Source organism: Roseomonas sp. KE2513 (genome assembly GCF_016107305.1).
In the GTDB taxonomy this organism is placed as follows: Bacteria; Pseudomonadota; Alphaproteobacteria; order Acetobacterales; family Acetobacteraceae; genus Roseomonas.
Map to the genome: position 1 here is coordinate 29,994 of NZ_RCVR01000004.1, position 14,857 is coordinate 44,850.

15 protein-coding genes are annotated in these 14,857 nt (G+C 71.1%); 7 read left to right on the plus strand and 8 right to left on the minus strand.

Annotation, left to right across the window (positions count from 1 at the left end):
• The first annotated feature begins 100 nt into the window (after positions 1–100).
• The 6 genes from D9599_RS05280 (at position 101) to D9599_RS05305 (ending at position 6,366) form a co-directional block, all read left to right on the plus strand.
• Positions 101–1,171 carry an AI-2E family transporter gene (locus tag D9599_RS05280; protein WP_309228546.1) on the plus strand — a complete coding sequence of 357 codons (1,071 nt, stop codon included), beginning with the start codon at positions 101–103 and terminating at the stop codon, positions 1,169–1,171.
• 137 nt (positions 1,172–1,308) lie between these two features.
• Positions 1,309–2,283 (plus strand): ABC transporter permease, encoded by a 975-nt coding sequence (locus tag D9599_RS05285; protein ID WP_198380190.1) that lies wholly within the window; start codon positions 1,309–1,311, stop codon positions 2,281–2,283.
• A gap of 1 nt (position 2,284) precedes the next feature.
• The gene (locus D9599_RS05290) at positions 2,285–3,196 is read left to right on the plus strand and encodes an ABC transporter permease (protein ID WP_198380191.1); all 912 of its coding nucleotides are present in this window, start codon (positions 2,285–2,287) and stop codon (positions 3,194–3,196) included.
• A complete protein-coding gene (locus D9599_RS05295) occupies positions 3,196–4,188 on the plus strand; it encodes an ABC transporter ATP-binding protein (RefSeq protein ID WP_198380192.1) in 993 nt (330 codons plus the stop codon). The genes D9599_RS05290 and D9599_RS05295 overlap by 1 nt, the downstream gene beginning before the upstream one ends.
• On the plus strand, positions 4,181–5,218 hold the full coding sequence (locus tag D9599_RS05300; RefSeq protein WP_198380193.1) for an ABC transporter ATP-binding protein: 1,038 nt from the start codon (positions 4,181–4,183) through the stop codon (positions 5,216–5,218). Before D9599_RS05295 ends, D9599_RS05300 begins: the two co-directional genes overlap by 8 nt.
• Positions 5,219–5,280: 62 nt before the next feature.
• On the plus strand, positions 5,281–6,366 hold the full coding sequence (locus tag D9599_RS05305) for an MFS transporter (RefSeq protein ID WP_198380194.1): 1,086 nt from the start codon (positions 5,281–5,283) through the stop codon (positions 6,364–6,366).
• Positions 6,367–6,372: 6 nt separating this feature from the next.
• Here the strand turns inward: D9599_RS05305 and D9599_RS05310 are convergent, their stop codons facing one another.
• On the minus strand, positions 6,373–6,876 hold the full coding sequence (locus D9599_RS05310) for a CreA family protein (RefSeq protein ID WP_198380195.1): 504 nt from the start codon (positions 6,874–6,876) through the stop codon (positions 6,373–6,375).
• 55 nt (positions 6,877–6,931) lie between these two features.
• A complete protein-coding gene (ggt, locus tag D9599_RS05315; RefSeq protein ID WP_198380196.1) occupies positions 6,932–8,629 on the minus strand; it encodes a gamma-glutamyltransferase in 1,698 nt (565 codons plus the stop codon).
• Positions 8,630–8,665: 36 nt separating this feature from the next.
• On the opposite strand from ggt, the gene D9599_RS05320 reads away from it, so the two are divergent.
• Positions 8,666–9,043: a YraN family protein gene (locus D9599_RS05320; protein ID WP_198380197.1), complete on the plus strand. Its 378-nt coding sequence runs from the start codon at positions 8,666–8,668 to the stop codon at positions 9,041–9,043.
• A 17-nt stretch (positions 9,044–9,060) separates the two neighbouring features.
• Here D9599_RS05320 and mepA read toward each other — a convergent pair whose 3' ends face one another.
• From mepA to D9599_RS05350, 6 genes are all read right to left on the minus strand, one after another.
• Positions 9,061–9,894 carry a penicillin-insensitive murein endopeptidase gene (mepA, locus tag D9599_RS05325; protein ID WP_198380198.1) on the minus strand — a complete coding sequence of 278 codons (834 nt, stop codon included), beginning with the start codon at positions 9,892–9,894 and terminating at the stop codon, positions 9,061–9,063.
• On the minus strand, positions 9,894–10,169 hold the full coding sequence (locus tag D9599_RS05330; protein ID WP_198380199.1) for a hypothetical protein: 276 nt from the start codon (positions 10,167–10,169) through the stop codon (positions 9,894–9,896). The genes mepA and D9599_RS05330 overlap by 1 nt, the downstream gene beginning before the upstream one ends.
• A gap of 7 nt (positions 10,170–10,176) precedes the next feature.
• Positions 10,177–11,550, minus strand: coding sequence for an HlyD family type I secretion periplasmic adaptor subunit (locus D9599_RS05335; protein ID WP_198380200.1), 1,374 nt, complete (start codon positions 11,548–11,550; stop codon positions 10,177–10,179).
• Positions 11,547–13,271 carry a type I secretion system permease/ATPase gene (locus D9599_RS05340; protein ID WP_198380201.1) on the minus strand — a complete coding sequence of 575 codons (1,725 nt, stop codon included), beginning with the start codon at positions 13,269–13,271 and terminating at the stop codon, positions 11,547–11,549. Before D9599_RS05340 ends, D9599_RS05335 begins: the two co-directional genes overlap by 4 nt.
• Positions 13,272–13,367: 96 nt before the next feature.
• Positions 13,368–14,336 carry a glycosyltransferase gene (locus tag D9599_RS05345; RefSeq protein ID WP_198380202.1) on the minus strand — a complete coding sequence of 323 codons (969 nt, stop codon included), beginning with the start codon at positions 14,334–14,336 and terminating at the stop codon, positions 13,368–13,370.
• The gene (locus D9599_RS05350; protein WP_198380203.1) at positions 14,333–14,770 is read right to left on the minus strand and encodes a GtrA family protein; all 438 of its coding nucleotides are present in this window, start codon (positions 14,768–14,770) and stop codon (positions 14,333–14,335) included. Before D9599_RS05350 ends, D9599_RS05345 begins: the two co-directional genes overlap by 4 nt.
• Positions 14,771–14,857 lie beyond the last annotated feature (87 nt).

Here is a 14,857-nt window from a genome sequence, read left to right on the forward strand (position 1 = left end):
GGCCGGAACGGTCATTCCGCCCCTCGGCACCACCTGTTTGGTGCGTGCGGGCAGCCGGTCCATAAGGTTCGGGCCCATTATGGCCCTTCAGGAGCTGATTGTGACGGATAATCGGGAGTTCCTGATTCGCATCATCGGCCTTACGGCCCTGATCGCCCTGCTGGCGGGCTGCTTTCTCGTGCTGAAGCCCTTCGCCTCGGCTCTTGTCTGGGCGGCGATCCTCTCCTTCACGACTTGGCCGGCCTACCGCTTCCTCACGGACCGGGCCAACCTGCGCCCGAGCTGGGCGGCGGCGGCGATGGTGACGGCGATGATGCTGGTGATTGGCCTACCGCTCGCCATCGCGGCCCCTACCAGCCGGGCAGAGATCGAGCGGCTGCGTGGTTCGGTCCAGGACTTCCTCACGGATGGCCTGCCCTCTCTCCTCGCGGCCACGGGGCGCCTGCCCATCGTCGGCGGCTTTCTAGAGGAGCGCTTCGGGGAGCTGGACCTCGGGGTGGGCAACCTGTTTGGCATGCTCAAGCCCTATGCGGGCGATGCCGCGCAGATGGCGCTCAGCCTGTTCCTCGCCCTCGTCTCCGGGGTGGCGGAGCTGCTGATCGCGATCCTCCTCTCCTTCTTCTTCTACCGGGATGGCCCCTACCTGGCTCAGGCGCTCAACCGCGCGGCCGAGCGAATCGCGGACCAGCGCGGCCGGCGCCTCGTGGAGCTCACCGGGGCGGTCACGCGCGGGGTGGTCTACGGCCTTCTCGGCACCGCGGTGGTGCAGGGCGTGATGACGGCTCTGGGCCTCTGGCTCGCGGGGGTGCCTCACCCGGCGTTGCTCGGCCTCTTGGCCGGGGTGATCTCCATTCTGCCAATTGGGGCGCCGGTGGTATGGATCCCCGCCACCATCTGGCTCTTCGTCAATGGCAGCACGGGCTGGGGGATCTTCATGGGCCTCTACGGCGCCTTCGGCATCTCTTCGGTGGACAACTTCATCCGGCCCTGGCTCATCTCGCGCGGGGCGGACCTTCCGCTGCTGCTCACCCTGCTCGGCGCGCTCGGGGGCGCCTTCGCCTTCGGCTTCCTCGGCCTCTTCCTCGGGCCCGTCCTGCTAGCCGTCGCCTACACGATCATCCGCGACTGGACCTCGGAGAGGGAGCCGCGCAGCAGCTCGCTGATCCTCTGAGGACCGAAGTTGGTGTGCGGTTTGCTTCGGGTCCGGGCGGTATCAGAGGATCAAATCATGGACGGCTTCGCGTGATCATCCGAACCGGCCGGTTCTACCGGGTGGACTGCCCGGCGCCGCTGGGCTAGGCGCAGCCGGTGCCAGCCTTCGTCCTGTCCCGCATCCTCCAGGCGCTGCCGGTGATGCTTGCCGTCGCCCTCATCGCCTTCACCCTCTTCACCTTCGTGGGCGACCCGATCGCGACCATGCTTGGGCAGGAGTTCTCCGTCGCCCAGCGCGACGCGCTCGTTACGGCGCTAGGCCTCGACCAGCCCGTGCCGATCCAGTTCCTGCGCTTCATCGGCAATGCCCTGCACGGGGAGTTCGGCCTCTCCTACCGCCTCTCGCGCCCGGTTTCGGCCCTCTTCGCGGAGCGCGCGCCGGCCACGCTGGAACTCGCATTCTGCGCCTCGGTGGTCGCGCTGGCGGTCGGGCTTCCGGCCGGGGTCTATACGGGCCTGCGCCCGCGCTCCCCGCTCAGCCGGGCCTTGCTCACCTTCAGCCTCGTCGGCGTGTCGCTGCCCACCTTCCTCATCGGCAGCCTGCTGATCCTCGTCTTCTCCGTCTGGCTGGGCTGGCTGCCGAGCTTCGGGCGGGGGGACACGGTGCAGCTCGGCTGGTGGAGCACGGGCTTCCTCACCCTCTCCGGCCTGAAGGCGCTGATCCTGCCCTCCATCACCCTCGGCCTCTTCCAGCTCACCCTCATTCTCCGCCTCGTGCGGTCCGAGATGCTGGAGGTGATGCGCTCGGATTACGTGAAGTTCGCCCGCGCGCGGGGGCTCCGGGACCGGAGCATCAACTTCGGCCATGCGCTTCGGAACACGCTCGTTCCGGTCATCACCATCGTTGGTCTCCAGCTCGGCTCCATCATCGCCTTCTCCATCGTGACGGAGACGGTGTTCCAGTGGCCAGGGATGGGGCTGCTGTTCATCCAGTCCGTCTCCTCGGCCGATATCCCCGTGATGGCGGCTTATCTCCTCCTCATCTCGGCTGTTTTCGTGACCATCAACCTCGTCGTGGACCTCCTCTATTACGCCGTGGACCCGAGGCTTCGTGCCGGGCGAGGGCACTGAGATGAGCGCCATCGCCCGCGCCTGGGACAGCGACCTCGCCTACTCTTTCCGGCGGTCGCCCACCGCCGTCCTCTCGGCCATCGTCGCGCTGATCTGCATCGTGGGGGCCGTCGCGGCGCCGGTGCTCGCGCCCTATAACCCCTTCGACCTCGCCAGCCTCGACCTGATGGACGCCTTCAACCCCCCGGCCTTCATGCCGGAGGGGTCGCTCGCCCATCCCATCGGGACCGATGACCAGGGGCGGGATGTGCTCTCGGCCATCATGTACGGCGCGCGCATGTCGCTCTTCGTCGGGGTCTCGGCGACTGCCTTCTCGCTCCTGCTCGGCGTGCTGCTCGGGCTGCTAGCGGGCTATGCCGGTGGCACGATCGACGCCGTGCTGATGCGGATCGCCGACGTGCAGCTCACCTTCCCGAACATCCTCATCGCGCTGTTGGTGGACGGGGTCGCCCGCGCCGCCCTGCCGCGTGACCTGCATGACCAAATCGCCGTCTATGTCGTCATCTTCGCCATCGGCATCTCCGACTGGCCGCGCTTCGCCCGCACCGTCCGCGGCTCGGCCATGGTGGAGAGGAACAAGGAATATGTCCTCGCCGCCCGCGTCATCGGCATCGGGCCGGCGCGCATCATGCTGACCCATGTGCTGCCCAACGTGCTCGGTCCGCTGCTGGTGCTGGCGACGCTGAATCTCGGCCTTGCCATTATCTCGGAGGCGACGCTCTCCTTCCTCGGCGTCGGCCTGCCTCAGACGCAGCCGAGCCTCGGCACGCTCATCCGTGTCGGCAACGACTTTCTCTTCAGCGGCGAGTGGTGGATCACCGTCTTCCCGGGCGTCGCGCTGATCGCGATGGTGCTCTCCGTGAACCTGCTGGGCGACTGGCTGCGCGACGCGCTGAACCCGAGGCTGCGCTGATGGCCGCCCCCCTGCTTGAGGTCCGCGACCTCGTCGTCGAGTTCCCCGGCCGTCGCGGAACGCTGCGCGCGCTCGACAAGGTCTCCCTCGACATCGCGCCGGGCGAGGTGCTCGGAATGGTCGGCGAGTCCGGTGCCGGTAAGTCGATGACGGGCGCTGCGATCATCGGCCTGCTCGAACCCCCGGGGCGGATCGCGGGCGGCAGCATCACCCTCGGCGGCCAGCGGATCGACAACCTCTCCCGCCGGCAGATGCAGCGCATCCGGGGAAAGCGGATCGGCGCGATCTTCCAGGACCCGCTGACCACCCTGAACCCCCTCTACACCGTGGGCGACCAGCTGACGGAGACGATGCGCACGCATCTCGACATCGACGCGGCCGATGCCCGGCGTCGCGCGGTCGGTTGGCTGGAGGCGGTGGGCATCCCCGCCGCCGCGGACCGGGTCATGGCCTATCCACACCAGTTCTCGGGCGGGATGCGCCAGCGCGTGGTCATTGCCCTCGCCCTCTGCGCCGAGCCGGAGCTGGTGGTGGCGGACGAGCCGACCACGGCCCTCGATGTCTCCGTGCAGGCGCAGGTCATCGCCCTGCTCCGGCGGCTGACGCGCGAAAAGGGCACCTCCGTCATGCTCATTACCCACGACATGGGCGTGATCGCCGAGACGGCAGACCGCGTGGCGGTGATGTATGCCGGCCGAGTCGCCGAGATCGGCCCGGTGAAGTCGGTGGTTAAGGCCGCCGCCCACCCCTATTCGGCGGGTCTCATGGCATCCATCCCGCCGCTCTCGCACCGCGTGGACCGGCTGCCGCAAATCGACGGCGCCATGCCGCGCCTGAACGCCATTCCCCAGGGCTGCGCGTACAACCCGCGTTGCCCCCATGTCTTCGATCGCTGCCGGGTGGAGCGGCCGGAGCTCCTGCCGGCGGTGGAGACCCGCGCCGCCTGCTGGCTCTTTGACAGCCACGCCCCGCGGGAGCGCGCCCATGTCTGAGGCTAAGGCATTGGAAGTGCCGATCTTCGAGGCGCGCGACCTCAGCCGCCACTTCGACGTCTCCAAGCCCGCGCTCCAGCGCCTCCTCTCGCGCGAGGGGCGGCGGACGCTGCGGGCGGTGGACGGCGTCTCCTTCGCCATTCCGCGCGGCACCACCTTCTCCCTCGTGGGAGAGAGCGGCTGCGGCAAGTCCACGGTCGCGCGCCTCGCGGTCGGTCTCTACCCGCCGAGCGGCGGCGCGGCCCTCTTTGAGGGGCAGGAGCTGGCGGAGGCGCGGAAATCCGTGGCCCAGCGCCGGCGCATGGGGATGATCTTCCAGGACCCCTATGCCAGCCTCAACCCGCGCTGGCGCGTCTCCGACATCGTGGCCGAGCCGCTGCGCGCCTTCGGCATCGCGGAGGGCGCCGCGGCGCTGCGGGAGAAGGCGGGGGCCCTGCTGCGGCAGGTGGGCCTGTCGCCCGCCGATGGTGGACGTTACCCCCATGAGTTTTCGGGCGGGCAGCGCCAACGCATCTCGATCGCTCGCGCGCTCTCCTCCAACCCCGACTTCCTCGTCTGCGACGAGCCGACCTCGGCGCTCGACGTCTCCGTCCAGGCGCAGATCCTGAACCTGATGAAGGGGCTGCAGCGGGATCTGGGTCTCACCTACCTCTTTATTAGCCACAACCTTGCGGTGGTGCGGCAGGTCAGCGACCGGGTCGGGGTGATGTATCTTGGCCGCATTGTCGAGGCGGCGCCGGCCGAGACCCTCTTCACCGTTCCGCGGCACCCCTATACCCGCGCCCTGATGGAGGCGATCCCGGACCTCGACATGGCCGGGCGTGAGCGCCAGCCCGTGGCGGGCGAGGTGCCCAGCCCCATCGACCCGCCATCGGGCTGCACCTTCAACCCGCGCTGCCCGCTCGCCAACGGCCGCTGCCGAGCCGAGCGCCCCGCCCTGATCGCGGCGCGCGGCACCCCCGAGACGCTGGTCGCCTGCCACGCCGTAGAGGAGGGACGGGACGGGTTCGAGGGACGGGCTGCGGCCTGAGCGCGCCCGCCGCATCCCCCGCCCGGCAGGCTGCCTTCATTGCCGTTATGATGGCTTGTGGGTTGCTCGTCGTGGGGCAGCTCTACATCACCATTCCGCTCACGCCCTGGATCGAGGCGCATTACGGGCTGGACGCGCCGACGGCGGCCCTCGCCGGCAGCGCCTTCGGCGTGGCCTATGCCTTCAGCTTCCTCGTTTGCGGACCTCTGTCCGACCGCCTGGGGCGGGGAAGGGTGATCCTCGCGGGCCTCGTGCTGCTCTCGGCTGCGACGGTGCTGGCGGGCACGGTTGGTAGCTTCACGGCCCTGCTCGCCGCCCGTGCGCTGCAGGGGATCGCTGCCGCCACCCTTCCGCCCGCCGCCGTCTCGCTCGTCATGGAGACCCTGCCGGAGGACCGGCGTCCGCTGGGCATCGCAGCCATGGCTTTCTCCTTCCTCGGCTCGGCGCCCATCGCCCAGCTCGCGGTGGCGGGAGTCGCGGGGTACGGGTTGCCCCCGATCTTCCTATGGACGGCGCCGCTGATGCTCCTCGCCGCGGCGCTGCTGGCCCTCACGCTCGGCCGCGCGGCACTCCGGCCCCAGGCAGCGGTTACCGGCGGGCGCGCACCCTCCCCTGCGCGGGATCCGATCATCGTCGCCTGCTGGGTCGCCGCGCCGATGCTCATGTTCGCGTTCGTCGCCTTCCAGGCGGGGGTGCAGGTCCTAGGCCCCGCGATCCCGCTCGGCGCGGGGCCGCTCCGGGTGCTCTTGGTACCGGGGCTGGCGGCGGGCTTCCTCGCGGTGCCGCTCGCACGGCGGATCGGGGCGCCGGGCACGGCGATCACCGGCTTCCTGCTCGTCGCGGCCGGGATGGCGCTCGTGCTTCTCGGATCGGGCTGGGCGATTGCCCTCGGCGGCACAATGGCGCCGTCCGGGGTGGGAATCGGCGTCACAGGCATCATCGCGACCGTCTCGGGCCGATCCGCGCCCGCGCGGCGAGGCTTCGCTGTCGCCGTCTACACCTTCACCCTCTTTCTCGGCGCGAGCCTCGCGCCGCCGCTTGCCGCGCATCTTGCCAAGGATGGGCTGGCCGCGGTCTGCGGGGTTTCCGCGGCCGTGGCGCTGGCAGGCGGCCTCCTTCTCCTGGCTGCCCGCCGCCTCTTCCGCTGAGGCCGGCTACCGCGCCAGGCTGGGCGCGACGGGCGTCACGGCCACCGGCACCACCGCAACAGCGCTGAAGGGCGATCCCTCCACCAGCTTCGTGGACCAGGCCATGTAGACCACCGCGTTGCGCTGGGTGTCGATGAAGCGGTGCACCCGCGTCTCCTTGAAGAAGAGGCTCGTGGAGTTCTCGTGCACGATTTCGCCGCGCTCGCCCCGCGCGGCGCCGGCTGCGATCTCCACCGGGCCGGTCGCGGTGCAGGAGATGGCGAAGCGCGCGGGGTCCTCCGCCACGCCCACCATGCCGGAAATGCCGCCCGTCCGCGCCTGGCTGAGATAGCAGGAGACGTTGCGTACCTCCGGGTCGTCGAAGCGCTCGATGACGATTCGGTGGCTACGCGTCAGCCCGAGATTTGTCAGCGCCGTGTTCACGTAGCCGATCTGCGCGGTATCGTCGGCCGCGAGGGCGGGGCCGGCGAGGCCGAGGACGGCGAGGAGGGCGAGGGCAGGGCGGCGCATGGCATGTCTCCGTTTCAGCCGGATAGCGCACGACGGCAGCGCTGGTTGGGGTGGCCTAGTCTCCCAGCGCGATGCCTTCCCGCCGCGGGTCGGCGCCGCCCAGCAGCCCCTGCGGTGTCACGCGGATCGCTTGAAGGCCGGAGGGCATCGGTCGCACATCCACCCGTTGGCCGCGCGCGGCGAGAGCAGGGGCGAGGGCAGCCGCCGGCGTTCCCTCCTCCAGCTCCACCGCGCCGCCGAGCGTGCCGACATGCGGCAGGGACACGGCCTCCTGGGGTGGCAGGTTCCAGTCGAGGAGGCCGACAAGCGCCTGCGCGACATAGCCGATGATCCGCCCGCCACCGGGCGAGCCGACCACCGCTGTGAGCCGCCCCTCGGCATCGAAGACGAGGCTCGGCGACATGGAGGAGCGAGGACGCTTGCCCGGCTGCACACGGTTGGCAACGGGCCGCCCGTCCAGGTCCGGCCGGAAGGAGAAATCGGTCAGCTCGTTGTTCAGGATGAAGCCGCCGACCATGAGCCGCGCCCCGAAGGCGTCCTCCACTGTCGTCGTCATGGAAACCGCGTTCCCCGCCGCGTCCACGATGGAAACATGGCTGGTGCCGTGCTCCACCGCCTCCGGCATGGGGGCGTGCAGCGCGCCCTCGCGCCAGCGGGGATTGCCCGGGCGCGGCTCGGCGATGGCGCGGTCCGGCGAGACCATCTGCGCGCGGAAGGTGAGGTAGGCGGGGTCGAGCAGGCCGCGCAACGGGACCGGCACGAAGTCCGCGTCGGCGAGGTACTGCGCCCGGTCGGCAAAGGCGAGCCGCCCGGCCTCGGCGATGAGATGCGCTGCCTCTGCCCCGCGCGGGTCGAGGCGCGGCAGGTCGAAGTGCTCGAGCACGCCGAGAATCTGGCCGACCGCGATCCCCCCGGAGGAAGGCGGGGGGAAGCCGCAGATGCGGAAAGTGCGGTAGGGATAGCAAACCGGTTCGCGCTCCTTCGCCGCATAGGCCGCGAGGTCGTCCACGGTCATCAGCCCGCCCTCGCCATGGCCACGGACAGCGCCCGCGATGGCGCCGGCGGTCGCGCCGCGCAGCAGCGCCGCCGAGCCGTCGCGCGCGATATTCCGGAAGGTCTCTGCCAGGGCCGGGTTCCGCAGCCGCTCCCCCGCCTCCAGCGGGCGATCGCCGCCATGAAGGAAGTAGTCCCGGGTGGAGGGATGCCGCGCCAGACGCGGCGCATCCTCGGCCACTGCCTCGGCCAGCCGTTCGGAGACGGGGAAACCCTCCTCCGCCAGGGTGATGGCGCGTGCCCAGAGATCGGCCCAGGGCAGCTTCCCGTGTCGGCGATGCGCCATCTCGAGCATCGCGACCGCGCCGGGCACGCCCACGCTGCGGCCCGAGAGGACGGCGTCATAGAAAGGAAGGGGAGAGCCGTCCGGCCGGAGGAAGAGATCCGGCCGCGCCCCCGCCGGTGCCGCCTCCCGGCCGTCGAAGGCGGTGGTGGCGCGCGCCGCGGCGTCCCAGTTCAGCAGCAGCGCGCCGCCGCCGATCCCGCTCGACTGCGGCTCCACGAGGGTGAGTACGGCCTGGACGGCGACCGCCGCGTCCACGGCCGCGCCGCCGCGGCGCAACACGTCCAGCCCCGCCTGCGCGGCCAGCGGATGGGCCGCCGCGACCATCCGGTGGCGCGCCCGTGCGGACGCCGGCTCGGGCGCCTGGGCAAGGGCGGGCGCCGCCAGCAGCAGGAGGACGGCGATGACGTGGCGCATGGCCGACTCCGGGTTCTTCCGTTCTATCCTGGCAGCATGGACCCTCAAGCCAAGGAGGCGGCTAAGCGCGCCGCGGAGCGCCTCGGCCTCGACGCCGAGGAGCGGGCCGCCGCTGAACTACGGGCGCGCGGCTGGACCGTGCTGGCCCGGCGCGTCCGCACCGGCCTGGGCGAGTTGGACCTGATCGCCGAGCGGGAGGGGCTGCTCGCCTTTGTCGAGGTGAAGGCGCGGCCGAGACTCGCGGACGCGGCGGCCTCGGTCTCCCCGCGGCAGCAGGGGCGGCTGATGGCTGCGGCGGAGGCATGGCTCGCGGAGAACCCAGGCTACGGCGCGGCCGGCATGCGCTTCGACGTCATCCTCGTTGCGCCCGAGGGGATGCGGCGGGTGGCCGACGCTTTCCGCGCCTGGGGATAGACGTCTCCGCGCCCGGATCAACGTGCAGAGAGGATCCCGGAGCAGGCTGCTGGCATCCGCGGCGGGGCGCCGCCGCCCCCGCGTAAGGGCTGCCATGCCTCGGGCGTCAGCCACCAGGCAAGGGTTGCGTCGCAGCCGTCACCGGCGGGCGGCGGCGGCAGGTCCGTGCATTCCGGCGAGCCCGGCGGGCAGCGCAGGCGGATATGCATGTGGCTGTCATGACCGCGCCACGGTCGGACCAAGCGCAGCCAGGGCGCGCCGCCATGGGCGGCACAGAGGCTGCGCTTGATGCCGTGGTTCACCAGCACCCGGTCGATCCCGGGCAGTTCCGCAGCCATACGGATAAGCTGTGCATGCGCCTCGGTGAAGAGCCGCGGGTCCACCGTCGACTGGTCGGGCAGGACGAGCGACGTCTCGGGGATGCTCTCCCGCGCGGCGGCGGGCACGCGGGGCTTGGGCGAGAGATCCAGCCAAACGTCCACGTCGAGCCCCGCCTGATGACTGGCATGGCCATAGGTGAGGGGGCCTCCGCGGGGCTGACCGATGTCGCCGATCCAGAGATCCGGCAGTCCCGACCGTCTCGCCCCCGCGGCGAGGGTCTGCACCGCGCGGATGGTTGCCGGATGCCCCCAGTTGCGGTTCCGGGAAAGCCGCACGGCCTGATAGCCGGGCCCCTCCGGCGGCAGGGCCTCGGCGCCCTGGATGCAGCCCAGCCCGGTGCTGCCCACGATCCGCACCGGCCCGGGTGCCGGCGCCTGCACCGCCCCCCAGGCCGCGGCCGGCTGTGCCGCAGGCAGGCGCGGCACCAGCAGGGCGAGGAGGAGCCCCGCCCAGCCGAGCTTCGCGCCCATCAGCCCCCGAACCGGAAGGCTGCCGGCGCCTCGGGCTCCGCCGCCGGGGCGGGCGGCTCGGCAGCCTGCACGTCGCGGGCCTTCGCCTCCACCTCCCGCAGCAGCCGCGAGATCGACCCCGCGAAGGCCGGCAGCTGGGCAAGCGGCACGACCAGCAGCCCCGTGGTGGAGGGCTTCCCATTGCCGTCCTGGATGGCGAGCTTCAGGCGGGCCACGCCGTGGCGCACCGTGGCCTCCAGCACGCCGTCGGCGAAAAGGGTCGGTAGCTCGGCCATCGTGGTCCTACTGCTCGCGGAAGGCGCGGTGGAAGCTGTCGAGAACGGGCTGGATCATATAGCGCAGGAAGGAGCGCTGCCCGACCTGGATCTGCGCCTCCACCGGCATGCCCGCGCGGAGCACCACGCCGTCCAGCCGGGCGAGCTGGTCGTCGTCGATCGAGATGCGCACCTTGTAGTACTCCTGCATGGTGCGGTCCTCGACGGTTACGTCGCCCGCGACCACCGTCACCTCACCGTTCAGGAAGGGGACGAGGCGCTGCTTGAAGGCGGGCAGGCGCACCTCGGCCTGCAGGCCGCCATGGACCATGTCGATGTCGGTGGGCGCCACCTTCACTTCGGCGACCAGCCGGTCGCGGGCGGGCACCAGCTCCATCACCGGCTCGCCGGGGCGGACCACGGCGCCGGGGTTGAAGAACTTGGCGTTCAGCACCGTCCCGTCCTCGGGAGCGACGATCTCCCGGCGGGAGGAGACGTCGTCGGCCGCGCGCAGCTTCTCCTCGGCGTCGTTCAGGCGGGCCCGCACGTCGCGGCCATCGGTCGAGACCTCCTGCAGGCGCTGGTCGAGGATCTGGCGGATCTGCGCCTGGGCTTCCGAGACCTGGGCCTTGAAGCGGTCGAGCTGCGAGACGAGGTCGGCGATCGCGCCCTCGCCTGAGGCGATCTGGCGCTGTAGGCCGAGCAGGCGCGGGATGCGTTCCAGGCCCTGGCGAACGAGGTTCTGCACGTCCGCCTCCTCCCGCTGAAGGAGGACGAGCTGGCGCCGCTGGCTCGAGATCTGCGCCTCCGCCGAGACGCCGGCGGACTGGAACTGCAGGATCCGCTGCTCCAGCACCTGCACCTGGCTGCGCAGGCTCGCCTGACGGGTGGCAAAGAGGATGCGCTGGCCGTCCATTGCCTCCTGGGCGCGCTGCTCGTTGGCCTGCAGCAGCTCGGGCGGGAAGGCGACGGCCGCGGCGCCGGCGATCTCGGCCGCGATCCGGCTGTCCTGGGCCAGCAGGGCCCAGCGCTGGGCGCGCAGCGCCTCGCGGTTCGTGGCCGCCTGGATGTCGTCCAGGCGCAGCAGCGTCTGGCCGGCGCGCACCGTGTCGCCGTCGTGGACGAGGATCTCGCGCACGATCCCGCCCTCCAGATGGGCGATGCTGCGGCGGCTGCCCTCGGCCTTGATCGTGCCGGGGGCAATGGCCGCCTCGCTCAGCGGCACGAGGACCGAGAAGGCCGTCAGCCCGCCGCCAAAGGCGAGCAGCGCCAGCAGCCCGAGCACCACGGGCCCGCGGGTCTGCGGCCGCGGCATGTCCAGCACCAGCGGCGGCCGCGGGGCCGCATAGGGCGCGGGGATCGTGGCGGGGACGCCCGCCGGGTCGATGGTCGCGAGGCTCATGCGGCTTCTCCCGGAAGGCGGGTGGGGGTGCGCGTCTTGGGCACGGCGCGGACGCCCAGGCGGCTCATCACCTCGGCGCGCGGGCCGAAGAGCTCGGCCGCGCCGTCCCGCATGACGAGGACCTTATCGACGCCCTGCACGAGGGATGGGCGGTGGCTAACGAGGACGACCGTGGCACCGATCGCCTTGAGGCCGGCGAGGCCCTCGAGCAGCCGCGCCTCGGCATCGCCGTCGAGGCTGCTGTCAGGCTCGTCGAGGATGACGAGGCGGGGATCGCCGTAGAGCGCGCGGGCGAGCCCGACCATCTGTCGCTGGCCGCCGGAGAGGGCGGTCTCGCCGATCTCCGTCTCGTAGCCCTGCGGCAGGCGAAGGATCGCCTCGTGGCAGCCGGCGAGGCGGGCGGCGCGGTGCACCGCCTCTGGCGGGGCATCGGGCTGCAGGCGGGCGATGTTGCGGAACACCGTGCCCTCGAACAGCTCCACGTCCTGGGGCAGGTAGCCGATATGGCGGCCGAGATCCTCGCGCGGCCAGGTGGCGAGGTCGGCGCCATCCAGGCGGGAGTGCCCGGCCAGCGGGGCCAGCGTGCCGGCCAGCAGGCGCAGCAGCGTGGTCTTGCCGGAGCCCGAGGGGCCGATGATGCCGAGGCTCTCGCCGGGCTCGAGGCTGAAGGTCACGCCCTTGATGAAGGGGGTCGCCTGGCCCGGCGGCGCCCAGGTGAGGCGCTCGGCGGTCAGGCGGCCGGTCGGGGCGGGCAGGGGCTCTGCCTCCGGCCGCAGCCGGGGCATCGCGAGGAAGGTGCGCAGCCGGCGGACCGCCTGGCGGGCCTGCACGAGGCCCTTCCAGCCGCCGATGAGCTGCTCCACGGGCGCGAGGGCCCGGCCCATGATGATCGAACCGGCGATGGCCGCGCCCGAGGTCATCTGCTGGCGCAGCGTCAGCCAGGCGCCGACGCCGAGGATGGCAATCTGGACTGCCAGGCGCACGAACTTGGTGAAAGAGGAGAGCAGCGCCGCCCGGTTTGCCGCTGCTTGCTGGAAGGGGAGCGACTGGGCCACCCCCTCCCGCCAGAGGCGGAGCAGGGCCGGGACCATGCCCATGGCATCCGCCGCCTCGGCGTTGCGGGCGATGGCGTCGGCCCGGCGCTGGGAGACCATGGCGGCGGTGTTCGCCTGCCGTAGCGGCGCCGCGGTGGCCAGTTCCGTTACCAGGGCGAGCGCGAAGAGGATGGCGGCGCCGCCGGTCGCGATCCAGCCGAGCAGCGGGTTCAGCACGAAGATCACACCCAGGTAGATCGGCACCCAGGGCACGTCGTAGAGGGTCAGCGCCCCCGGGCCCGAAAGCCAGGCCCGGCAGGTGCCGAGGTCGCGCAGCGCCTCCATCCGATAGGGCCGGTTGCGGAGCGTCGCCTCCAGCGCCCGGGCGAAGCCCTCGGGCGCGACGCGGCTCTCGGTCCAGAGCGCGATGCGCTGCATGATCTGGGAGCGCGTGCCCTCCAGCAGGGCCAGGAGCCCGATTGCCGAGATGGCGACCAGGGTAAGCCAGAGCAGTGTGTCGATGCTCCGGGTGGCCAGCACGCGGTCGAAGACCTGCATCATGTAGAGCGACACGGTGAGCTGCAGCAGGTTCACGACGAGACTGAACATGCCGACCGTGACGAATTGGGAGCGGCAAGTCGCCAATGCACGGGCCAGTGCATCAGCCCGCGGGGCTGGAAGGGCCATGTGTCGTCTCTCCGTAAACGGCTCTACCGCGAGCGCGGTTCGGCGCCGCCATCACCCGGATACCATGGCGGCACACGAAGGTGTGAGCCAAAAGCCTTAATTTGCGATAACTGAACGATTCCGAAACGAACCGGTTTCATGCCGTAACGGACTTTCCTGCGCCAGATAGGCGATCCGCTTCGCCTCGATCCTGCCCCGCGTCACTGTGTCGAGGATCAGCCCGCAAGCCGCCGACAATATGGCCAGAAGCATGATGAAAGCGGAAGCCACGAAGGTCGGCATCCGTGGCACGAGGCCAGTTTCCAGGAAGGTCTCGAGGACGGGCAGGAAGAGGCCGAGCGAGAGCAGCGCCAGCACTACCGAGGCAGCGCCGAAGAAGAAGCGCGGCCGCTCTCGTTGCACAAGGGCGAGGATCATCCGGAGGATTCGGTAACCGTCGGAATAAGTGCGCAGCTTCGAGGCGGATCCCGCCGGACGCTCGCGATAGGAGGTTTGAAGCTCGCCGACTGGGAGCCGGAGCTCCAGCGCGTGCACGGTGAATTCCGTCTCCGTCTCGAAGCCGTGGGCAAGAGCGGGGAAGGACTTCACGAAGCGGCGGGAGAAGCAGCGGTAACCCGACAGCATGTCGGTCACCCGGTTGCCGAAGACGTGGCGCACAACGCCGGTCAGGACGCGGTTGCCCAACCGGTGGCCGCGGCGGTAGGCGGCCACCGCCTCGGTCACGCGCACCCCCGTGACCATGTCCAGCCCCTCCCCGAAAAGGGCGGCGAGCATGGCGGGGGCGTCGGCGGGCTCGTAAGTGCCGTCCCCGTCCACCAGGATATAGGCGTCGGCCTCCACATCCGCGAACATCCGGCGGACGACGTTGCCCTTGCCCTGCTGCCTCTCGCGCCGAACCACGGCCCCGGCGGCGGCGGCGGCCTCCAGGGTACGGTCGGTCGAGTTGTTGTCGTAAACATAGACGGTCGCCCCCGGCAGGGCGGCGCGAAAGCCGGCGACCACGGCGCCGATGGCCACTTCCTCGTTATGGCACGGAACGAGGACGGCGATGCGGGGCGCGCTCATGGCGTGCGGAACACGAAGCGGCGGGAGAGCAGGAAATTGCCGGCCAGCCCCGCGACGGAGCCGGCCGCGACCCCGAGGATCGGATGGGCCGCGACGACGGGCAGGTTCGCCACCAGCAGCGCGTAGGTGCTGTAGTTCACCGCGAAGCCCACCAGGTTCACCAGCAGGAACATGACCCATTGCCGGCCCGCCCCTTCCCGCCCGGCCGAGCGGAAGGTCCAGGCGCGGTTGAGTGCCCAATTGCCGGTGGCTGCCGCGACATAGGAGAGAACCCGGCCCCAGTAGAGCCCGGCGCCAGCCGCCAGGGCAGCGTATAGCACGGCCGTGTCCACGACGAAGCCGACCGTGCCCACCACGCCGAAGCGGATGAACTCGGTCGCGAGCGCGTGGTGGGACGGGTGCAGCAGCTGGTCCCAGGGCCTGGCGAGTTGCATTGGCCCGCCTCTAGCGGCTGCGGCCGCCTGCGTGAAGCATAGAATACCCCCAGGAGGTGGGCAGGGGACTTGCGCCCAGGTCGTGGC